The organism is Pantoea sp. B623, assembly GCF_024814475.1.
Classification (GTDB): Bacteria; Pseudomonadota; Gammaproteobacteria; order Enterobacterales; family Enterobacteriaceae; genus Pantoea; species Pantoea ananatis.
Window position 1 is genome coordinate 3,797,384 of the sequence record NZ_JANUXM010000004.1, and the last position, 21,901, is coordinate 3,819,284.

Genomic DNA, 21,901 nt, shown 5'->3' on the forward strand with positions numbered 1-21,901 from the left:
GTCAACGGTTTCCCGGACGAACTGAATAACTCAGTACAGGATCGGGGCTAATCTACGCGTATTCAGACCGAAAAGAAATAGTTTGGTTCTGAGAGTTTGTTCACATTTTTTACTGAGTGTTAATTTCCGGAACGGCGGACATCCCGACACGTAACTGGGCCAGATTCGGCTGCCCTTTATCCAGCACAATTTTCACCGGCAAGCGCTGAACGATCTTAGTGTAGTTGCCGGTCGCATTGTCGGGAGAAATCGCCGAGAATGTCGCGCCCGTCGCGGGTGCAATGCTGTCAACATGGCCGGTAAAGACCTGATCGGGTAACGCATCCACTTTGATGCGCACGGGTTGCCCGGGGCGAACATCTTTCAACTGCGTTTCCAGATAGTTGGCTGTGATATAGGTTTGCTGCAGCGGTACAACCGCCAGCAGACGCGTGCCAGCGGAAACCCAGGCCCCCAGCCGCACCGTACGCTGTCCCACCATGCCTGCCACCGGCGCCACAATACGGGTGTAGGAAAGATTCAGACGTGCCTGATCGACGTTGGCTTTCGCCGCGGCGACATCGGCCTGTGACGACCTGACGGCCGCCTGCAATACGCCAACCTGCTTAATGGCGGCAGCCAGCGCCGCTTCGCTCTGGCGCACCGTGGCCGTGGCCGAACGCTGTGCAGAACTGGCTTTTTGCTGCTCGTCTGCGGCCACCGTACCGCTTTTGTAAAGGCGGTTATAACGTTCAGCACTCTGACCGGCATACTGAGCCGTGGCCTGGCTGGCCGCGACGCTGGCCTTTTGCTGCGCAATAACTGACTGCTGTTGCTCCAGCTGTGCCTGGCTGCTCAACAGTTTGGCTTCACTGACCTGCAAATCAGCTTCGGCGCTTTCAAGCGCCACGCGATAATCGCGATCGTCCAGCGTGGCTAAGCGTTCGCCCGCCGCCACCTGCTGGTTATCCTTCACGTCGATATGGGCGACATAGCCGGACACTTTTGGCGCGACGATGGTGTAATCAGCATTCACCCAGGCATCATTGGTACGATGATCGTTACGGGTCATGACCGCCCAGACAGCCAGCGCCATCGCCAGTAAAACCAGCAGCAGCAGTGAAAGCAGCAGGGTTTTTCTCATTACTAAAGCACGCATATTCAGTTATCCCGACGTGGAGGTTGCAGAGTGGATCAAGGTTTGTGGCGGCCAGACCCGCTTGGGTAGCAGAGCAGTGATCAGCAGCAGCAGTAGCGCAAAACCGATCAGCAGCAGCCAGGTATCACTCAGGCCGAGCACCAGCGCCTGGTGCTTGACCTGGGTAGCGAAAGCGCGCAGGTTTTCAACAGAGCTTGCGCTGCCGTCTGGCAGAAGCGGATAGCGGCCACTGGCCTGGCCGCTGTCGGGGGCCGTCATCAGCCAGGGTCTGCTGGCCGCCTGATTAATCAGGATGCTGGAGTGAAACTGCTCACGATGGCTGACGAACCATGACACCAGGGTTGAGGCGGCGATGCTGGAGAATCCCCGCACGGTATTAAACATCGCCGAGGCGAACGGGCCTTCCGGCGGGGCAACGACGCTGGTGGCGCTCATCAGGACCGGCAAAATGACCATCGGTTGGCCCGCGGCCTGTAAGGCCTGAATCAGCCAAAAGTTGTCTCTCGCCCAGCCGGTGGTGATCTGCATGCCGAGCATACAAGAGGCGATAAGCAACCCCAGGCCGAGCGACAGCACCCAGCGACAGTCGATCCAGCGAATATTCAGCAGGGCGGCGATAAAGGGCGCGATAATCAGCTGCGGTAAGCCGATGGTTAAGGCCAGCGGCGCAAACTGGGCAATACGGAACCCCTCAACCTGAGCAAAATAGGTTGAGGGCAGCGCCGAGCCGGACAGTGACACAATGAGTACGCCCGCCAGTACCAGCAAGCCGTGCATCAAATTACGCCGCCTCAGCATCTGCAACTTAAACAGCGGCAGCGGATGAAACCACTCGTTAATCAAAAACACAATCAGTAGCGGCAACGCCGCAAGAAGCATGGCCGCAATGAGCTGCGAATCCAGCCAGTCGAGCCGTTCGCCTTGCGTGAGCACCAGAACGACCAGCGCCATGCCGCTACAGCCGGTAAGCATGCCAAACAGGTCGATCTGCTGAAACCGTTCGGTGCGCAGGGGATCCTGAGGTAATCCCCAGGCCATCAATACGAGGGCAATCAGCATGCCGGGCACGACCTGCCAGAACACAAACATCCAGCTGACTTCATCTGTCCAAAAGGCCGCCAGCGAGGCGGCCATGTTCGGGCCAAACGTGGCGGTAAGCGCATAGGCGCCCAAGCCATAAAGCTTAATCGGAGGGGGCAAAAATCGCAGCGCGACGGTCATCAGCATCGGGGGAAGCGCGCCGCCAAACAGGCCCTGCACGACGCGCAAGGCAATAAACAGAGCAGGGTTCGTCATCAGCGGCAGCAGCACGCCGGATAATAAAAAACCGGCGGACATGATCAGCGAAAAACGGCGCAGGGAAAACGTCACGGCAAACCACGGCGCAATCATCATGGCGGCGACTTCGGCGGCCTGATAAACAGAAATAATCCAGCTACCTTGGTCGTAGCCGATGCCCAGCGCGGCACGAATATCGGCCAGGGCGATATCACTGACCCGATCGTTAAGGCCTGACGTCAGTGCGGCGATCCAGACGCCAAGCAGGCCTAATGCCAGTCGCAGGGTAAAGGGATGCAGCGTCGGCGCATTGCCGGGCCGGGTTGTCATAGCAGGCGCTCTCATTATTATGGTTCGATGTATTGCAATGCGATACATCGCGGCGATATTACATGGCAATATGCTGTATTGCAATGCGGTACATGCTGTAAAACGTGCGCTTTTCGGGTTACAGTAAGTCAGCTCAAAAAGGACGACGCTATGACTCATCAATCATCCAGCCGCGAGGATGAAAAAACGGGCGGCATTCAGGTGATTGCCCGGGCGGCAAAAATTCTTAATGCCTTAGGCGAACATCCCAGTGGCATGAGTCTGGGCGAGATTGCGCAGGTGGTCGATCTGCCGCGTTCCACCGTACAACGTATCGTGGCAGCGCTGGATAGCGCAGAGCTGGTGCGAAGCAGCGGGGCGGGCGGGCTGCGCCTGGGGCCGGCTTTGCTGAAACTGCTGTCCAGCGTCAACACGGATGTGGTGGATTTAGTGAAACCCCTGCTGGAAAAACTCTCTGCCGATACCAATGAAACCGTATCGCTGGCCCGCGCAAGCGGCTCACAGCTGGCGGTTGTGCATTATGTTGTGGCGTCACGCGAGCTGCGTGTGGTGCCGCGCATCGGACTGGATCTGCCGCTTTACAGCACCTCAGGCGGCAGAGCATTGCTGGCGCTGGAAAGCGATGCCGACGTGCAGGCGAGGGTAGGCGATGACTGGCGCGAACTGACCGATAAAACGGTTAAAACGCTGGCGGCGCTTTTGCAGATGATTCACGAGGTGCGTAAAACCAGTATTTCCTACGATCGCGGTGAAACGCTTGAAGGCGTTTCAACCATGGCTTTCGCGTTGGATACGATCTTCGGCCGCTTTGCGGTGTCATTACTGGTGCCTACGGCACGTTTTAAGAAACACGAGGCACGTTATCGTGAGGAAATGCTGCAATGTAAACAGGCGCTGATTCGCGAAATTGGCAAAATCGCCGCTGTTGAAGGATAACGTCCCGATGAAAACAGTCTTAATGGCTATTGATAACACCCCCGTTGCGAAGAAAGTGATTTCCCTGACGATTGAAGAAGCGCTGGCACATCGTGCAGAAGTGATGGTGTTATGCTGCATCGATCCCGCTTATTCATCCTGCAGCCAGCCTATCGATATTGATGCAGGTGAAGATCCGGCGGATTTTGTCGCGGCTCAGGATGAACAGAATACCGCTGAAATGGTGGTGCGCCATGCGCTGGCTCCCTTATTGCAGGCTGGAATCAAGGCGCGGGGCATGATACTGGCCGGCGAAGCGGCGGACACGATTGTGGCGCAGTCGCAACAGTTAAACGCCAGCATGATTATTATGGGGCGACGCCATTTGTCTCCCTTTAACCGTTTATTGAAAGGATCTGTGAGTGCGGCCGTTGTTGAACGCGCGCATTGCCCGGTACTGATTGATGTGCGTAAGGATTAACAACGTAGTATGACTTCCCTGCTTTTAATTACGCTGGTGGCCTTTGTGCTGCTGGCGATTATCATTTTTATGTTGGTCAGAACGACCCGGTTGCGCGTCTGGCAGGGCATCGTCCTGTTTATCCTGCCGCTTATCCTGTCGAATATTTTATTGTTCAAGTGGATTTTGCCTCAGCAACAGCAGGAAAAACGCTACGAACGGGCTGCGGACTATATGGCGCAGGCAATGGTCTATCGGGTATTGCGTACTCAGGAACCGGCCCTGTGGCAATTACTGACACGCGAACTCGCCCACAAACTGCGTGAAGGGGAACCCATGATTCAGGCCGTTGGCGAGCTGAGAGGCTGGCTGACGGATGTGATTAATCAGCGTCTGATGCGCGCGTCAAACCATGCCATCGTTAATTACATTGGCGTTTCTGTCGAAGAAATGCAGGCGCTAAATAAACGCGATCCCGGCCTCTGTTTTCAGTTTCTCTACCCGCAGGTGAAGGGCGGCGTGAATCTGGCAAAAACGCTGCCGGCCGCGCTGAACCAAAAAGAGGCGGAAGCCACTGAATATTTGCTGCTTAACAGCCTGGCGGAAGAACAGCCGATGGATCGCGATCAGGCTCAGGATGATTTGAAGAATATTGTTGATCGCCTATACCAGAAATGGGGCGATAAGCTGCAGCAGCTCAATATGCCAGCAGACACGGCAGTGGACCGTTCTTCAATGTGTGCCATGTCCATCGATCTCTACAGTGCAATTCTCGCACTCCCGGACAAGCAGGCCGCGAATCTGCTTCGTAGAATGATTGCGCTTTCCGGTGAGGGATAAGCAAAAAAAGCCCGCTTAACGCGGGCTAAATTGAGAGGCTTTTTTTAGTGAGGCTTTTTATTAGTAGAGTCATACCTGGTGTTGTGCTTTGACTGTTTCTCGTTAGATGCAGTTTCGCAGTTTAATGGCACATTATGCCAACTGTTTACCCGTATTGAATCAATTGGTAAAACTTCGTAAATACGCGACAGTCGCGTACTATTCCTATAGATACGCATTTTGCAGCACCTTACACTGCGTCAAAATGTGAGGGAAAAATGAAAAAAACACTTATTGGTGCACTGGCACTTATTTTGCTGAGCGGCTGTACCGCCAGCAAACCCGGGGCGTTTGAGCGGGTCGATGAAGACACCTCCTCAAATACGGTACAGTACCGTTTCGATCCGTCAAAAGTTAATCGCGATGCCATGGAAATTGATGTGGCGAAATACTGCATGGATAAGGGTTTTGATAAGGTAGAAAATCTGCCTGCTCAGGACAGCACAATACCAGGCCTGAAGAAAACCTGGTATCAGTGTAATTACGCGGTGAAGAGTTAACGAATAAAACGAGGTGGGATTGAATCCCACCTTCTTTTTTATATTATGCTGTGTGAAATCTTTGCCCTTCAGTTTTTCTCATATCTGGCGGACATCCTTTCCTGTCGCCGCCTGTCGCTATCCTGCCCTGATATCATTTTTGACCCGCTGATAAAATAACCCGCTGATACTGTGGACAGAACCGTGGTACTTAATGCTTTCATACGACACCTCCACTTTTTCGATGCTTAAAATATTACGCTGAAATAGTGGAGTAAACATGTAGCCAGTGTAGAGTTACTTCGATAGTTATTTCTTTATATTTCAAAACGGGCGGGGGTGGATAAAGAATCTGACTATTCCAATCAGAACAGGATGAATAAGCGCTAATATGCGTAAGACCTGTCTTAAAAGCAAGTAAGAAAAGCGTTGTCCCGGTTGGGGAAATCGGAGCTACATTATTAGCAGGTCTATAAAGGGAGGCAAACATGGCTCACAAGGTAAAAAATATTCTGCCACTTCAGGCGGAGTTAGCGGAATGCCCGCTTTGGTCGGTAAAGGAGCAGGTATTGTGGTGCGTTGATATCCTGGCACCGGCGATTCATCGTTTTGATCCCCTTAGTGGCGAACTGACGACCTTTCCTCAGCAGGAGGAGGTAGGGTGCATAGGCTTGCGTGAACAGGGCGGTATCATCGCCGCGCTGCGCGGTGGCGTGTGGCTGCTGGATGAGCAGGGCAAACCACAGAAAAAAGTGGCTGATAATCCCGGTATCGCGGAGAAAAGCCGGTTCAATGACGGACGTGTCGATCCCTGGGGCAATTTCTGGTGCGGCAGCTTGTGGGAGCCACAGGATAAAAACGGCGGTTTGCTGTGCCGTGTGACGCCAGACCTGAAACTAGAGGTGAAAGCGCGTGATATCAAGATCTCAAACGGCGTGGCATTCTCCCCCGATCGCCAATGGATGTATCACACGGATACGCCCAATGCAGTGCTTTACCGCTATCCGTTGGATGCGCAGGGCGAACCGGGCGAGCGGGAGGTTTTTCGACGTTTTGACGCCAGCGGCGGTTTACCCGATGGTGCAGCGGTAGACCGCGAAGGTTTTTACTGGTCGGCACTCTTCGATGGCGGCCGGGTTGTGCGCATCCATCCTCAGAGTGGTGAAATCGTCGATGAGATCAGGCTGCCGGTTAAATGGCCAACGATGGTGGCCTTTGGCGGCAGCGAGTTAAAGACGTTGTATATCACCAGTTCACGAGAAAATCTCAGTAAAGAAGATCGGGAACGTTATCCGGAATCGGGAGATATTTTCGCGGTTGAGCTGGACGTGGCCGGCATGGCGGAACCGCTGTTTCGCGGCTAAAAAGGGAGGCCAGGCTGTCCTGGCCTCTGAAATTACTGGCGTTGCAGCAACGGCGCGCTCCCGGACTGACTCTGCGGCATCCGGATAGTGAGCGACAGCAGTAAGGACATGACCAATAGCGTCATGATAAGGCTGAACGTCACGGTAAAACCGCCAAACAGTGAGGCAACCAGCGATCCCAACACGCTGCCAATGCCGAACCCCAAATAAATCAGACCATAGTTTTTCGTCAGGTTATTCAGGCCGAAAAAGTCACTGACCAGCGAAGGGAACACGGTAATCGTGCCGCCGAAGCTGAAAGCGACACAGGCCAGCGACAGGAAAAAGGTGGTCTGGTTCATGTGCGTAAACAGTAATACGCTCATGCCTGTCAGAGCGATCAACTGGGCCAGGGAAATAACCCGGATACGAACCATTTTGTCCGACAGGACGCCCAGCACCAACCGACCACTCAGGTTAGCGACGGCAATGACGGTGACCGCGTTAGCCGCTGTCTGAGTGCTGAGGTGCACCAGGCCTTCCCCGATATCTTTGGCGACGCCAATGACGTAAAGCCCGCTCATGCACGCCGTCAGGAACATCAGCGCCAGCATCCAGTACTGCGGAAGGCGCACTGACTCAGCGAGCGTATAATTGCGGGTTGCCTGATGTTGCGCCGTTGACGAACGTTGCAATGGCGCATCGCGCATCATCAGCGCACCGATAACTATCATCGTCATGGCTAATAACCCCCAGAGAATAAAGGTTTTTTCAAGCCCAAACTCAGCCAGTAGCGCTCCACAGATAAATTTGAAACCCAGGCTGCCCAGGCCGTAGGCACCAATCGCGCAGGCGGATATCATCCCTTTACGTTCAGGAAACCATTTCACGCAGTTAGACAATGTCATCAGGTAACCTGCGCCGTCAGCCAGCCCCAGTAGAATGCCTGCGCTCAGGTACAGCATGACCAGGTTATCGGCATGTGAAGTCAGCCATAAGCCCAGCGCCATCATTAATCCCGCGCCAATCGTCACCTTACGGACACCAAAACGTTCCTGCAGCTTACCGGCAAGCGAAGAGGCTACCGCCAGGCCCAGACTCAGTAATCCAAATGAAAAGGCCACCTGGCTCACCGATGCCGCCAGCTTTTGCGACAGCTGACCGTTAAACAAACTCCAGGTATAAACCGATCCCAACGCAAACTGGGTAATCACTGTGCCGAAAAGGGTTAACCAGCGTGTACGCTGACCAACAGCCTGTTGTCGCTCATTCATTATTTTTACTCCCACAGGAAAACTGGAAACTGCGGCCAGATTAAACAAATGCCTGACGCGCGGGAGGGAAAAGAGCATGAACGGAATGCAGAATGGAATGAAATGCCGTGAGAGCGGCATGAATGGCAGGCGCGATAAACGTAACCAGACTAACCATGTGATGAGTTCAGGTAAACAGACGTAAGGGAATGTTACAGGTAGCGGTTTTTACCGGCAGGTTGCATGTTTTTTTGCCAGGCTTAAAGTCCATTCAACAGGAGGAAATATGAAAGACCGGACATATGAATCCATCACCAGTGAGGATGAAGTTTGCTGCATTATCGGTCAGGCAGTGATCGAATTGAGCACAGAGCAGCAGCCTGTCACGAAATCTACGCTGGCGCTAAAATTATTGTCAATGGCGGATCGTGACAGCGACGATGAGCGAGTTCTGCTCTACTGGATTGCGCGCAAGGCGATCAATCAACCACAATATCTTGTCAATCAGCAGCAACAATGGGCATGAGGCTCTGACAGGAAAGGGTTCCACGCCCGGTACGGTTCAGCGTAACGCACAGCGCGTAATCGTAACGCGTACAGCACACCTGAAAACTGACCGTAAAATCGTGGTAAAGCCAGGGATGGCATCGACCTCCTCATCTCCCCCAGTGATCTCTCTTCCCTGACCCGGCTGCCGTTTCACTTTACATTCTGATCTGTCTCGCGCTGTGGCGCTTCCCGATGCTGCGGCCCGCGCTCTGGTGAGTCTGACGCAGGACGGGGCGGTTCAAAGAATCGGATGGAAGACGCCCGCGGACCTGTGATCACACTCAGACATATTCCCCCTGCTGACAGGCTCCACCCGTTGTGGGAATAATGAATGCCTGTTTTCCCTGCCGGAGAGGTTTATGAATTCAGTCCCCCTCAAGTGCCTTGGCGTAATGATACTCGCTATCCTCGCTACGGCATGCAGCCCTTCATCCAATGGTCACATTCCTCTGGGTAAATGTGACGTCAAAGGGACTTACAGTATAAATTTCCCACGCTTTGACGAAACGGCACAGCAGTTAGCCCATGCATCTGGCTGTTTTATTGAGACGGACTTGTCACGAACCGGCGCTGTCAACGTCAATCCTGTGCAGGGAACCATGACGATTCGGGAAGCGGTCAGTCAGGCGATTAAAGGCACCTCACTTACCATCGTGGCGCAAAAACCGGACACCATCACCGTTGAATAATCAGGGCGAAGAATATGCGTAACTTAGCGGCGCTAACAGGAATGGTGTGGCTCTTATCCGTGTCAGCCTGCTACGCCGGTCATGGCGGAGCGGACAGCAATGGCGGAAGTGGCCTTCCAGGAAAGAACGGGCAACGCGGGATGGCGGGCTGTCCCGGTGGCACGCCACGCTCAACAGACGGTCACTTTTATTTGCCGGGTACACAGGAGCGGTGCAATCCGCCCTCTGCCAAAAAACACCACTGGGGCCCGCAGCGGAGCGTTGAGAGCATTTAGGCTAACCCGCCTGAATGCCTCACGGGCACGTTAAAAGGTGAGAACGATGAACCCTGACGCTTTTTTGCCCCTTGCGGGCCAGTTTTATCGCGCGGTGTTATCTGAGAATGCCCGGGCTGTCCTCGCTGCGCCCGGGCTGCAAAGTGCTGGTCGTTATCATCGGCAGGGGCAATCAGCGTTATATATGAGCCCCAGGCCTGAATGGTCTGTAATCGCGGTTTCAGGTTACATGCGGGAAGATGGCTTACCGCGCGTGCTCATTCCGCTACGCGTGATGGGGGCCAGGGTTGTCGATCAGCGGGATAAAGCACGTTGTCTGCAAATGGGAATTATCCCCGAGCTATCGAATCGCCCCTGGCGTCCCGCGCTGCAGCAGGGACAAACGCCGGACGCCTGGGAAAATGCGGACAGAGCAAGAGCATTAGGCGCCGATGGGATAATTGACTGTTCCCGTATGATTCCCGGGGGTTGGCACCTCTGTCTGTTCCGCTGGAATACAGAGAATGCGCCATGCGTTGCGGTATGCGGCAAACCCATTACGATCACGCTTTCACAGAATGGCCCCAAATGGGGATTATAACGGGTGCAGTGCAGCCGAAAACCTCCCCTCTGAAACCCTTCAGACAGGTGAATAACATGAGAACCGCTTCTCTGCTGCTGTGCTCGCTCCTCCCATTAATGGCCCTGGCGACAGCGCCAGATTATCCGGGATGCGACCTCAATGTGCAGCATCAGCTGATGGCGGCGCCAGTTGGCAGCATGACGGACGTGCGTGAGGCGCAAATTGTTATGCGTGCCGATGTCCTACAGGCCGATATCGGCAAAGCCCGGAAAGCGCGCCAGCTCACGCAGCCAGAAGCCCGCGCGCTGTGGCAGGACATTGCACAGGTGCGCAAAGACAGTGCCCGGTGGGTGAAAGTCCAGGGGTTTTTAAGTGCGGCGGAGCGGGCCAGTTATGACCGCGCGCTGGATCGCGTGGCGGTGCAACTCTGTAAACGCGGATGAACCCTGACAAATTAATGTTTTGATCAAAATGGATAATCTGATTTCACTGTCAGTTGCCTTAAAAACAACTAAAAAAGCAATGCTTTTCTATTTTCATAATTCATATTTATAACGCCGTTCACAATTATACGCTTTTCCACTCTTTAACCGAAAATACCCTACTTTAGCTTTACTAAAGCCTGTGTCCGGAAATCACAGAAAGGATGGACGTTATGCTCGCTATCCCTGCCGATATTTGCGCCCGGCACGTCACGCGCTTTAACCGGCATTTTCCTGCCAGACTGTAAACATGCCCCTCAGAAACTATTTTTTTATTTATGAATGTTTTTAACGAATCAATGTGGTTTGGGGGCTTTACTATGTCGTCATAAAACCGGCCTTTCGCCAACCGCGGCATCATGCAATGTGCCCGGCGCAGGGTACGCCTTAAAATCACATCCGCAGGTAAAATGCCGCTGGCGGAGCTGGAAACGATCGGATTTTTCACAAGCGGAGGTCAGGTGCAATGAAATAATTTCGAAAAAGGATAATATTATCCGGAATAATTATTAACCGTGTGGTTTGTATCAAGTCATAATTTTTTGACATGGGCGTCATCATAACGAACGCGTGCTGTGCGCGCACGAATCTATATTGGGAATGTTATCACTTTGAGAAGAAAGCAGATGCCCTTAAGAATATTCGTCTCACTTAATATGTAACTCTGATGTATTTTACTTTTCGATCTTTAATTCTACATTTTTACACTTTAATGAGATAATAAACTATAGTTTAAATTTATCTGGTTTTATCTACTTTGCGGCAAGATTAAATTAGTATTAAAGATCGTATATACATTTAATTTCTTTATTTTGTTTGTAAATCAAAAACTCCAGTGCATAATTGGCTTTGCCATTTTTAAGGTGTGTTTTTAATTAATTTCTATGCTTTTGTTAAATGTATAAATATTTGTTAAATAGATATTGATCTGTTTGATGATATTTATTTGTTATTGCATTAATCAATTAACGGGATTAAATAGGTATGAAAATTAATAAAGTTGCAGTGGTTTTGATGCTTGCTCTGGGAATGGGCGCAACAGGTGCGCATGCGGCCAATCAGGGACAGGGAAAAATCACTTTCCATGGTCATATCATTGATGCTGCATGTTCCATCGGGAGTGACAGCGAAAAACAAACTGTTGAACTGGGCCAGATTTCAGCTCGACAGCTAGAAGATCAAGGAACATCCAGCCCAAAAGTTTTCACTATTGATCTGGAAAACTGCCGCATGAACAGCACCGACGATGGCAATGGTAACACTGTTATCACCTCGCCAACGGTGAAAGTGACCTTCGGTGGAACGGCTGCAGTAAAATCCGATGGCTCCACAGATAATAATAAGTTCGGCATTATGGGCACCGCATCCGGTGCGGGCGTGGTGATCACCGACGCGTCCAGCGCAATTATTCCCGTTGGCGGTTCCAGTGAAGCCCGTACCTTAATTGAAGGCAATAATACGTTGGCATTCTCTGCCTATCTGCAGGGACTGGACGACAATAATGCGATTAAATCCGGTGAGTTTACCTCGATTGCTGACTTTACGTTGGCGTATGACTAAGAGCTGATCACAAACGTTTCCCCTACCCGGTCAGCTCATGACCGGGTAGGGGAGTTATCTACAGGCATAAACAGGATGCATATTGTTTATTTGCGTTTGACGCTATTCATCTTTTTTATTTGCCATTTCACTGTCCAGGCGTCCCCGATTAAAGATGAGGGGCAGGGCCGTGTTTACGTTAATGGTCAGATTCTGACATCGGCGTGCAATATTCATACTGAAGATGTCTGGCAAGAATTTGTGTTCGATTCACTTACGCCGCATATCGTAGAGAATAATAATGGGCTCAATGAAAAACGATTTTCCATTCGCTTAGTGAATTGTGATCTTAGAGATGAAGATAAATGGCGAAGCATAGCGTTCACCTTTTCAGGTGAGGCGGTTTCTCACGCGCCCTCTTTATTTTCGCTGAGGGGCGAGGCCAAAGGGATTGCACTCAAAGTGACTGACAGTGACGGCGAGCAGGCATTGCCGGGCATACCTATGCACAGCGTTGTCCTGAGTCAGAATGAACATCAGTTTGATTATGTTATGCAGGTGGTTCCGGATGGAAAATTCTATATAGAAGGCGACTGGGCGGGTGCAATACGTTTTATGCTGAGTTATCAGTAAATCCCTTTCTTGCACGATTCGCTATAACAAAAGATAACGTAAATGGGTAAACCACAACTATTACATCGATATTGTCTTTTTTTTAGCGTTTTAATAACGATGTCGGGTTATTGCGGCGATACACGCGCTGTTGAATTTAATACTGACATTCTTGATGCCGAAGATCGAAATAATATTGATTTATCCCGTTTCGCCCGTGCGGGTTACATCATGCCGGGTACCTATAGTCTCACACTTCGGTTGAATGAGCGGAATATCATTGAACAGGAGGTGGTGTTTAAAGAGAAGAAAGGTGCCGAAGAAGTGCAGGCCTGTCTGACGCCTCAGCAGGTTGAGTTACTCGGTCTTAAGCACGATGCGCTGGCAAAGATAAGCTTTGACCATAATGACGACTGCGCTGATTTTTCCGCGCTGGACGGTGTCAGGCTGCGCGGCGATCTTTCAACCTCGTCGCTCTATATTTCGGTACCCCAGGCCTGGCTCGAATATCAGGATGCCACCTGGCTGCCGCCTTCACGCTGGGAGAATGGCGTACCGGGGGTAATGCTGGATTATAACATCAATACCAGCTTCACCCGTCCGGTACACGGCAGTCAGTCACAGCGAGCCAGTGCCACCGGTACGCTCGGTGCAAACAGCGGCCCCTGGCGTTTGCGAGGCGACTGGCAGGCTAACTACAACAAGACCGGCGGCTCCAGCGGTGGCACGACCCAACGTATCGACTGGAGTCGCTTTTACCTTTATCGCGCGCTGCCGTCGCTTATGGCAAAACTCACCCTGGGTGAGGATTATCTTCGATCGGATATTTTTGATACATGGCGCTTCACCGGCGCGTCATTGGTCAGCGATGAAAGCCAGCTGCCCCCCAGGCTGCGCGGCTACGCGCCGGAGGTGAGCGGCATTGCACGCACCAATGCCAAAGTCATCATCAGCCAGCAGGGACGGATCATTTACGAAACCATGGTGGCGGCAGGACCGTTCCGCGTGCAGGAACTCAGCAGTGCGGTGAGTGGGCAACTGGACGTAAAGGTGGAAGAGCAGGACGGTAGCGTACAACACTTTCAGGTCACCACCGCCACCGTGCCCTATCTGACCCGGCCGGGCCAGGTGCGTTACAAGCTGGCCACCGGGCGACCCTCCGATTTCCACCACCATGTGCAAGGGCCGACATTTGGCACCGCCGAAATATCATGGGGCGTGGCTAACAGTTGGTCACTGTATGGCGGGAGTATTTTCTCTGCGGACTATCACAGTCTGGCCATTGGTGTGGCGCGTGATCTTTACCGGTTTGGTGCGCTCTCAGCTGATATCACCCAGTCTGCAACATCGTTACCGGACAGGGGACATTTACAGGGCCGTTCCTACCGTTTGAGTTATTCAAAGCGCTTTGACGACTTCAACAGCGATTTGACCTTTGCGGGCTACCGTTTTTCCGAACGCAATTACATGACCATGACGGAGTACCTTGACGCGCGCTATCGCAATGGCGTAACGGGCAGCAGTAAAGAACTTTATACCGTTACGGCGAGCAAAAGTTTTACGGATCTCAACCTTTCTGCCTACCTGAGCTGGTCTCACCAGACGTACTGGGATCGCCCGCGTGCCGACCGTTACAGCCTTTCTGCCAGTCGTTATTTCGATCTGAACCGTTGGCGCAATCTGTCCGCCACCGTTTCCGCCGTGCGAACGCGCGATTACGGCCGTAAGGATGATGCGCTCTGGCTAACGATAAGTGTTCCTTTTGGTCAGGGGACGGCCAGCTACAACGGCAACTGGAGTCAACAGACTTACAGCCAAACCGCAGGATGGTATGAACGCCTGGAAAACGGTGACAGTTATCGCCTGTCGGCCGGAACGCGAAGCGGAAAAAGCGAGAGCATCACGACCCAGGCGAGCGGGCTGTACAGCCACACAGGAACGGCTGCAGACATCACCGCCAATCTGGGCTGGCAGCAGAACGGCTATACCTCAGCGGGCTTGTCGATTAGCGGCGGCCTGACAGCGACCAGCGAAGGGGGCGCGCTCCATGGCAGCAGCGTCAGAGGAGGCACCCGAGTGTTGGTCAGCACCGATGGCGTGGCGAATGTGCCGGTGGGCCGTAATGGCATGACCAACCGATTTGGCCTGGCCGTAGAACCCTCCGTACCCGGCTACTATCGCGCCACGGTCAAGGTAGATGTGAATCGGTTGCCGGATGACATCGAAATCAGTAGCGCGCCCGTTGCGGAAGTTTCACTGACCGAAGGGGCGATTGGTTTCCGCCGTTTTGACGTGCTCAAGGGTGCGAAAGTCGTGGCGACTGTCGCGATGGCTGACGGCACTTTTCCTCCTTTCGGGGCCAGCGTGCGCAATGCAAAAGATCAGGAGTTAGGCATGGTGAGTGAAGGGGGCTTAGCCTGGATTTCAGGGGTTAAACCCGACGAGGTGCTGACGCTGTTCTGGGGCGACAAGGCACAGTGCCGGGCAACGCTTCCGTCACTCATCCCCGACAGTCAACTGCTGCTGCCCTGCGAGTAACCTTCCCATGCAGCCTGTCTGGGATCTGAAAGCAAACGTATACAAGGTGCAAACGAGATGATGAAAAGACGCAAGGATAGGTGGGCATTACTGTTGATAACGAGTGTGCTGGCGACGTTGGCAGGGCAAACAGCGCAGGCCGCCATTGCCCTTGATCGCACGCGCGCCATTTTTAACGGAGGCGAAAAAAATCTCATCCTGAATATCAGCAACGACAATCAGAAAGAGCCCTATCTGGCTCAGGCCTGGCTGGAAGATGCACAGGGCAATAAGCTCACCAACTATCTCAGGGTCACGCCGCCCGTGCAGCGCGTGGAGCCGGGCGCAAAGAGCGTCATTCGCATTACCGCGTTGCCCTCTTCCGCCTCGCTGCCGCAGGACAGGGAAAGTGTGTTTTATTTCAGCGTCCGGGAAATTCCGCCGCGCAGCGACCGCGCCAACGTGTTGCAACTGGCCCTGCAGACCCGAATCAAACTGTTCTATCGACCAGCCAGCATCACCCCTGAGCGCTTCAGCCGCCATGATGATCAGTTAGTCCTGCACAAAGTGAAAGGCGGTTTCCGCGTGGAGAACCCAACACCTTATTACATGACGTTGCTGGGGATCATCAGTAAAGGCAATCGTGCTGTTGAGAAAAGCTTTGTGCCCGTCATGATCGCCCCGATGTCGAGCGAGACGGTGAAGTCCTCGGTTTCCCGCGATCCGCAAATTATCACCATTAATGATTTTGGTGGAAAACCTGTTCTGCCCTTTCTCTGCCAGGGCTCGGTATGTCGGGCCGATCCCGTGGCCGTCACTCAGCACTGAAGAAGGAGACAGAATAGTGATAGTACGAGCGTCTGAACTCTATGTCGGATGGAAACACATGATGGCAATAACCCTGATCGCAGTGCCGCTGATATCCACGTTCCCGCGAGCTCACGGACGGGAAGCCCGGTGGGAAAATACGCTAAGAGGAATGTTGCAGGCCTCAGGCTCATTGATCACCTCGCCCTGTGTATTAATGCCGGAATCTCAGGTTCAGCATATTACGCTCAGCCCTGTTGCGTTGGCGGCGTTAAACAAGACAGGCGATGTCACTGTGCCCGTGGATATTCATCTCGTACTGGATCACTGTCCCAGCGGCGCCCGGCATTCTGGCACCCCACAGGACCTGCGCCACAGGTTATGGCTCGCCGATCAGCGCTCGGTCAGACTGCGTCTCCTCGGCGACAGGGCCAATGATGATGCGCGATTTTTCAGCATAAAAGGCGCATCCGGTCTTTCTCTGCGCATGGAGGATTCTTTGGGTAACCTCCTGATTCCCGGCCTGTTAAGCCAACCCGTTCCGCTTGCCGAGGGGCGCAATGACCTGGTACTCAAAGCACAGCTCTGGCGTAACCGCGATCCGCTGGAAGCGGGCGAGTGGCAGGCCGTTATCAACATTGGCATGGAGTACGAGTGATGGAGAACCTAATCCGTTTTCGTCGCGCGGGCGGTGGTTTGCTGATAGCGATTGGCCTCACGATGTTCACCGCGCTGCTGCTGGTCAGGGCGAAAGCGGATGCGGGATCAACGGACGTTGTGTTCCGCGGAACGCTGCTTGCCGTGCCCTGTCTGGTCGACATGGATTCGGTGGATCAGACGGTAGCCTTCTCGCCCATCGTCGCCCGGCACTTTACCACCAATCATCAGTCCTATCCGGTCGACTTTTCCATTGCGCTAAAAGAGTGTGACCTGTCTGTCGGCTCGCAGGTAAGCGTCACGTTTTTTGGCGATAAAAACGCCGTAAATCCTGCACTTTTTGCGCTGAATGGCACGGTGGAAGGGTTGGGGCTGGCGGTCAACGATGCTCAGGGTAACGCGGTACTTCCCGGTGTGCTTCAGCCGCCTGTTGAACTCACCGACACGGAAAATCGGCTGGAGTGGCTGGCCCGATTGCAGCGTACGGCCGCAAATGGCGAGGTCACGTTAGGGGAATACAGTGCAATGATCACCTTTCAGTTGCAATACGAATAAAACAGCACCGTTACTGCCGCCTTGTAGTCAAGGCCGCAAAGCGCACAGCATCAGGAGGTACAGCCGTTGAATATCTTCAGCTTGTTAGATCAAGGCCATCAAGCCGGTACTCAAACTCATCCGGCCAGCGTGCGCGGCCGGGTACTGATCAGGGAGGTGATATGCGTAACGAACGCCTGAAACAACAGTGCCTTGCCGTGCTGGGCACCGCCAGGGACGTGGACAAGGGACTGTCCACCCGAGACATCGCTGACGCGCTGGATATTAGCGTGTACAAAACCCGATTGCTGTTGCTGGATCTTGAGAAAGAAGGGCGGGTCAAGGCGCTGCCGCGTGAAAAGCCCTGGCGGGGGGCGGCCCGGCGCTGGGCGGGTCGTTGATGACTGGCACAAATGTGTGTTCAAACGCCTTCTTCCAGCTTGGGCTTGAGGCGATACAGCAGGCGCTGTCAGACCATTTGGGCAAGCAGATTCGCCTTCAGGGATTCTACTTTCCGACGATGCAAGCGCTGCTCGCCTGGAGCATGAATCCACGGCTCGCAAAGGGATGCATGATTGTGATTGCCGGCAGTAACCCGGTGCTGTCGGTGTTAAGCGGCCTGGTGGATCCGAAGCGCATCCTGCTGTCAGACGCGGGCGAATCCCGGCAGGCACTGATGGAGAAACTTTACATCAAGGCGCGATGCGCGCACCTGAAGGTGCCGGTAAAAAAAGAGGCCATTTACCTGACCCGGCGTGAAGTGATCTATATGCGCGCCTTTATACAGGGCAAACCACACCAGTCACACAGTAAACGTGACAGCGGTATTCGACTGGCTGTGATGAAGAAAATTGGGGCAACAGGGCCGGTTTCTCTGCTGATTCGTTTTCGCCTGTTGCGCGGCCTTAAAAGCGATTACCTGCTGAAACCTGCCCGGTTAGCGCACGGGCAGGCGGTGGAACAGCGCGGCGGCATCCCGCAGAACATCACGCCGACTGCGCAAAGAGACAGGCGTTGCCTCGGGCAGCCGGAAACACAACAGGACATTTTGCTATGTGGACAAAAGCGATATTGATAAAGCTCTGGGCCATTCTGGCGCTGGCAGGCAGTGTGAATGCCCATGGCGCGCTGACGGTTGATCGATCGCGCCTGATCCTTAATCAGGGGGAAAAGTCGATCAGCCTGAACGTAACCAACCGCAATGAAAAAGATCCCTACCTGGCGCAGGGCTGGATGGAAGATGTAGACGGAAAAAAAATCAGCGGTCCGCTGATGGTAATGCCGCCGGTGCAGCGTGTTGAAGCGGGCGGCAAGACGCTGGTGCGTATTCAGGTTCTCCCGGCCATCTCGTCGCTGCCGACAGACAGGGAAAGCGTTTTCTACCTTAATCTGCGGGAAATACCGCCAAAATCGGCTAAAGCCAACGTCCTGACGCTGGCGATGCAGATCCGGCTCAAAGTCTTCTATCGCCCTAAAGGACTGAACGTGGATCCGATGTCAGATACGGTCCCCGGCACGGAAACCCTGACGCTGATTAAGCAGGGAAACCAGTATGAAGTGCACAACCCAACGCCCTACCATTTTTCCTTCGTCGAAGTCAGACGAAGCCTGACCGGAAGCGGACTGGCACGTTTTGAACCCGTCATGGTGGCACCGAAAAGCCGCCAACTGCTCAGTCCGACCGTCAGTGAGTTAGGCAGCACGCCGGTTCTGATGTTCGTCAGCGATTACGGCAGCCAACGGTTGTTGCCGTTTATTTGCAACGGCAACACCTGCCAGGCAGAGAAATCGCGCATACCGAATGAGATTTCCTTTAGGCAACAGCAGGCGGAGCGCAATGAAAGCTAAATTCAGGCTGTGCAGCCTTCTGCTGCTGACTGCATTCATGGCGAGCAGCGTACAGGCAGAGGTTAACAATGGGGATATGACCACGCTGACCATCCGCGGCATTCTGGTGGAGACGCCGGAATGCGTGGTCAACAACCAGGAACCCATCGAGGTGGACTTTGGTGAGGATGTGGTGATTAGCCGAATAAACGGCGTTGATTATAAAAAGACACGAATCATGTACAGCCTGCTGTGTACATCCCTGGCTAAACAGGGGCTAAAAGTCACGATTATCGGCGAACCGGCTGCATTTAATACTTCGCTGCTTGCAACCAGCAAATCGGCACTGGGTATTCAGTTAATGCATGAGAATGCCGCGCTGTCGCCGGGCAGCAGCGTTGCATTCAATTATAACGACGGCGCGTTGCCCGAATTATGGGCCGTGCTGGCAGTACAGAACAACGCTCTGCCCACGGCCGGTACCTTTACAGGTAATGGAACGATGGTGTTTGAGTATCAGTAAGGAGCCAGCATGCACCCTGTTTATATTCCGCTCGTGTTTAGCGCCGTATTCTGCTTGCCGGTTAACGCAGCCAGTGAGAACCCGAAGGCGGATGTGACGTTTCGCGGCACGCTAATCGAACGTATTCCCTGCACCGTTAATAACGGTGACACCATCACGGTGAATTTTGGTGATGATGTGATGACAACCCGGCTGGACGATGACAACAGCAATGTTTACAGCCGGGAGGTTGTGGTTCCGCTGGACTGCAGCTCACGCGATGTGCGGTTGCGCATTGATGGCATCACCTCGGCGTTCAACCCTGAACTGCTTGCCGGTCATCAGGCGGGATTCGGTTTTCGCCTGATCTATGGTGACAGAACGATGCCGCTCAACGACTGGATCCAAACGAACGTCAGCGCGCAGGGCATGCCCGATCTCACCTTTACCGTTCGGCCCGTCAGGCAGGAGGGCGTAACGCTCAACGGCGGAGAGTTCAGCGTCGTCGCGTCTTTGATAGCGAATTACCTGTAAACATGGAACATCATGACAAATCAAGGAGTCAGGATGCCTGGTTATGAAGGATATGCGAAAGGTCGACATCGGTGGCCCGGAATACGGGTGGGCAGTCTGCTGTTGGGGGGATTAGCCCTGATTGCACCCGATGTCTACGCGAACAATCTTGCGCTCAAAGGAACGCTTATCACCCCGCCGTCCTGCATCCTTAACGGAGACAGCACGCTGGAAATCAGCTTTGGGGAAAGCATCAGAATTAAAAGCGTTCCCGATGGTCTGTATCGCCAGGCCGTTAACCCGGGGCTGGAGTGCGATAGCAGTAATCTGGCATGGAACCTGGTGTTAACCGTCGCCGGTACAGCGGCAGGATTTGATAACGAGAGCGCAACGGTCGTGACCGCAGAGCAGGCGGATCTGGGCGTGAAACTGTATATCGACGATGCGGCGTTTGAACTCAACAAAGCGTACAAGGTGAATGGCCAGACGCTACCGAAGATAGAAGCCGTGCTGGTTCAGCGTGAAGGTGCGGAGCTGGATGAAGGCGATTTCACGGCCAGGGTAACGTTACGCGCTGAGTTTCAGTGAAAACGGCGGGTGCCTTACCTTGAAAGGTGACGCCCACACGGCGCGGTTTTCACTCAAGGCGCCTCTCTGTCGCGAATCCTGTGGCGAAAGGCGGAGCTTAAGGCCTTTTGTAATGAATAGTCTGTGAGGAAACCTCATGCGTTTTTTTTATTTCCTAACCAGCGTGTTTTTTCTGCTGTTTTCGTCATGCCCGGTGAAAGCCTTATTGCATGAGAATGCACCTTTCCCGATTTTTGTGGGTAACACGCAAAAAGTGCCCGGCACACAGGTCGAATTTCATGTCGGACGCGCCACGAGTTACATCGATCCCCATCAACCTCACTACGTTACGGCAAACTCAGGGATTGCGATTTATTTTTACTGGTGCACACAAAGTGGTGGCAGTTGTGCAGGCCCCGGGAATACCAGTGTGCCACCCGAAAATATCATTGCTCGCGGGGAAGGCTGCCCCACCGATGACATACATCAATTTATCGATTGTCTGCATGAGAAAATAGATCCAGGCGGGCAATATATGGCGACCGTCCCTGATAATGTGGGGTCAGATTCGCGGCTGACGCGCGGCCGAGTTTGTTTACGCTATCTCAATGATGTTAATTCGGTGCTCGGCACAACGTTTACCTCCAGTTATAACTCTTGCAAGTTATCGCCGCCGACCCAAACCTGGTGCGCGATGGAAACTCCTAATGTGGATATCGATTTTGGCATAGTCCATGTGGGAGAGGCTGAAGGACAGACGCGGGAAAAGGATATCAGCGTGTATTGCTCGGGACCGGCCAACTATATTATCGATCTGACAAGTGAAGATTCCTCTGTCCCTTTAAGTAACGGCATGAAAGCCGAATTAACTATCGATGGGCAGTTGATACAATCCCAAAGGCTGGTTTCAACGGAGCAAGGCTCAACGACTTATAAGCTGCAAGCGGAATTGAAGGGGCAACCTGTGGCAGGGGCTTTTAACAGTACAGCAATACTGTTTATTTCCTACCCGTAATCGTGCTGGCAGGATTGATATTTACCGGGCCTGACAGGGCACAATGTTGAACGGGCCATTCTGGTCGGATCTAAAAGCCTGTGGGAAGCCAGGCCTGTTAATCATCGCCCTCTGAGTCAGGATTACAGGGGGGAACTGTTTTCACGTTGAATGCGCCCCACTCGTGGGCGCTGCATTTT

The 21,901-nt window shown here is 53.3% G+C and carries 25 protein-coding genes; 22 read left to right on the forward strand and 3 right to left on the reverse strand.

Translation table 11 applies throughout. From position 1 onward, the window contains the following. Positions 1–109: 109 nt before the first annotated feature. Both NXS97_RS19730 and NXS97_RS19735 read right to left on the reverse strand, forming a co-directional pair. Positions 110–1,138 carry an HlyD family secretion protein gene (locus NXS97_RS19730; RefSeq protein ID WP_014605319.1) on the reverse strand — a complete coding sequence of 343 codons (1,029 nt, stop codon included), beginning with the start codon at positions 1,136–1,138 and terminating at the stop codon, positions 110–112. Positions 1,139–1,144: 6 nt separating this feature from the next. Continuing rightward, positions 1,145–2,746 (reverse strand): MFS transporter, encoded by a 1,602-nt coding sequence (locus NXS97_RS19735; protein ID WP_029569051.1) that lies wholly within the window; start codon positions 2,744–2,746, stop codon positions 1,145–1,147. A gap of 150 nt (positions 2,747–2,896) precedes the next feature. Here NXS97_RS19735 and NXS97_RS19740 point away from each other — a divergent pair, with 150 nt between their 5' ends. From NXS97_RS19740 to NXS97_RS19760, 5 genes are all read left to right on the forward strand, one after another. After that, complete coding sequence (locus NXS97_RS19740; RefSeq protein WP_072138917.1) at positions 2,897–3,682, forward strand: IclR family transcriptional regulator; 786 nt, start codon at positions 2,897–2,899, stop codon at positions 3,680–3,682. 7 nt (positions 3,683–3,689) lie between these two features. Then, entirely contained in the window at positions 3,690–4,142 is a 453-nt protein-coding gene (locus NXS97_RS19745; protein WP_014605321.1) for a universal stress protein, read from the forward strand. A gap of 9 nt (positions 4,143–4,151) precedes the next feature. Then, a complete protein-coding gene (locus NXS97_RS19750) occupies positions 4,152–4,961 on the forward strand; it encodes a hypothetical protein (protein ID WP_028715437.1) in 810 nt (269 codons plus the stop codon). A gap of 257 nt (positions 4,962–5,218) precedes the next feature. Continuing rightward, positions 5,219–5,500: a lipoprotein gene (locus NXS97_RS19755; protein WP_014605322.1), complete on the forward strand. Its 282-nt coding sequence runs from the start codon at positions 5,219–5,221 to the stop codon at positions 5,498–5,500. A 467-nt stretch (positions 5,501–5,967) separates the two neighbouring features. Then, positions 5,968–6,843 (forward strand): SMP-30/gluconolactonase/LRE family protein, encoded by an 876-nt coding sequence (locus NXS97_RS19760; RefSeq protein WP_116219838.1) that lies wholly within the window; start codon positions 5,968–5,970, stop codon positions 6,841–6,843. Positions 6,844–6,875: 32 nt separating this feature from the next. Here NXS97_RS19760 and NXS97_RS19765 read toward each other — a convergent pair whose 3' ends face one another. Then, entirely contained in the window at positions 6,876–8,096 is a 1,221-nt protein-coding gene (locus NXS97_RS19765; RefSeq protein WP_072404082.1) for an MFS transporter, read from the reverse strand. Positions 8,097–8,361: 265 nt separating this feature from the next. On the opposite strand from NXS97_RS19765, the gene NXS97_RS19770 reads away from it, so the two are divergent. The 17 genes from NXS97_RS19770 (at position 8,362) to NXS97_RS19850 (ending at position 21,722) form a co-directional block, all read left to right on the forward strand. After that, positions 8,362–8,601 (forward strand): hypothetical protein, encoded by a 240-nt coding sequence (locus NXS97_RS19770; RefSeq protein WP_013026608.1) that lies wholly within the window; start codon positions 8,362–8,364, stop codon positions 8,599–8,601. Between the two features lie 382 nt (positions 8,602–8,983). Continuing rightward, the gene (locus NXS97_RS19775; protein ID WP_116219839.1) at positions 8,984–9,313 is read left to right on the forward strand and encodes an STN domain-containing protein; all 330 of its coding nucleotides are present in this window, start codon (positions 8,984–8,986) and stop codon (positions 9,311–9,313) included. Between the two features lie 321 nt (positions 9,314–9,634). Next, positions 9,635–10,168: an RES family NAD+ phosphorylase gene (locus tag NXS97_RS19780; protein ID WP_014594232.1), complete on the forward strand. Its 534-nt coding sequence runs from the start codon at positions 9,635–9,637 to the stop codon at positions 10,166–10,168. A 56-nt stretch (positions 10,169–10,224) separates the two neighbouring features. Further along, on the forward strand, positions 10,225–10,593 hold the full coding sequence (locus NXS97_RS19785; protein WP_234033852.1) for a hypothetical protein: 369 nt from the start codon (positions 10,225–10,227) through the stop codon (positions 10,591–10,593). 1,023 nt (positions 10,594–11,616) lie between these two features. Next, positions 11,617–12,192, forward strand: a complete 576-nt coding sequence (locus NXS97_RS19790) for a fimbrial protein (protein WP_013026604.1) — start codon at positions 11,617–11,619, stop codon at positions 12,190–12,192. Positions 12,193–12,267: 75 nt separating this feature from the next. Next, positions 12,268–12,804: a fimbrial protein gene (locus tag NXS97_RS19795; RefSeq protein WP_014605327.1), complete on the forward strand. Its 537-nt coding sequence runs from the start codon at positions 12,268–12,270 to the stop codon at positions 12,802–12,804. A gap of 42 nt (positions 12,805–12,846) precedes the next feature. Further along, positions 12,847–15,321, forward strand: coding sequence for a fimbria/pilus outer membrane usher protein (locus NXS97_RS19800; protein ID WP_151243569.1), 2,475 nt, complete (start codon positions 12,847–12,849; stop codon positions 15,319–15,321). Between the two features lie 57 nt (positions 15,322–15,378). After that, positions 15,379–16,128, forward strand: a complete 750-nt coding sequence (locus NXS97_RS19805; RefSeq protein WP_013026601.1) for a molecular chaperone — start codon at positions 15,379–15,381, stop codon at positions 16,126–16,128. Between the two features lie 58 nt (positions 16,129–16,186). Beyond that, on the forward strand, positions 16,187–16,765 hold the full coding sequence (locus NXS97_RS19810; protein ID WP_228525783.1) for a fimbrial protein: 579 nt from the start codon (positions 16,187–16,189) through the stop codon (positions 16,763–16,765). Next, complete coding sequence (locus tag NXS97_RS19815; RefSeq protein ID WP_019106037.1) at positions 16,765–17,319, forward strand: fimbrial protein; 555 nt, start codon at positions 16,765–16,767, stop codon at positions 17,317–17,319. Before NXS97_RS19810 ends, NXS97_RS19815 begins: the two co-directional genes overlap by 1 nt. A gap of 161 nt (positions 17,320–17,480) precedes the next feature. Next, a complete protein-coding gene (locus NXS97_RS19820) occupies positions 17,481–17,699 on the forward strand; it encodes a FaeA/PapI family transcriptional regulator (protein ID WP_014605330.1) in 219 nt (72 codons plus the stop codon). Further along, complete coding sequence (locus NXS97_RS19825) at positions 17,699–18,373, forward strand: hypothetical protein (protein WP_116219840.1); 675 nt, start codon at positions 17,699–17,701, stop codon at positions 18,371–18,373. Before NXS97_RS19820 ends, NXS97_RS19825 begins: the two co-directional genes overlap by 1 nt. Continuing rightward, complete coding sequence (locus NXS97_RS19830; protein WP_259232787.1) at positions 18,352–19,146, forward strand: fimbria/pilus periplasmic chaperone; 795 nt, start codon at positions 18,352–18,354, stop codon at positions 19,144–19,146. Before NXS97_RS19825 ends, NXS97_RS19830 begins: the two co-directional genes overlap by 22 nt. After that, positions 19,136–19,648 carry a fimbrial protein gene (locus NXS97_RS19835; RefSeq protein WP_019106036.1) on the forward strand — a complete coding sequence of 171 codons (513 nt, stop codon included), beginning with the start codon at positions 19,136–19,138 and terminating at the stop codon, positions 19,646–19,648. Before NXS97_RS19830 ends, NXS97_RS19835 begins: the two co-directional genes overlap by 11 nt. A gap of 9 nt (positions 19,649–19,657) precedes the next feature. Next, positions 19,658–20,161, forward strand: a complete 504-nt coding sequence (locus NXS97_RS19840; RefSeq protein ID WP_014594224.1) for a fimbrial protein — start codon at positions 19,658–19,660, stop codon at positions 20,159–20,161. Between the two features lie 33 nt (positions 20,162–20,194). Next, complete coding sequence (locus NXS97_RS19845; protein ID WP_015699804.1) at positions 20,195–20,728, forward strand: fimbrial protein; 534 nt, start codon at positions 20,195–20,197, stop codon at positions 20,726–20,728. Positions 20,729–20,864: 136 nt separating this feature from the next. After that, positions 20,865–21,722: a hypothetical protein gene (locus tag NXS97_RS19850; RefSeq protein WP_013026593.1), complete on the forward strand. Its 858-nt coding sequence runs from the start codon at positions 20,865–20,867 to the stop codon at positions 21,720–21,722. Positions 21,723–21,901 lie beyond the last annotated feature (179 nt).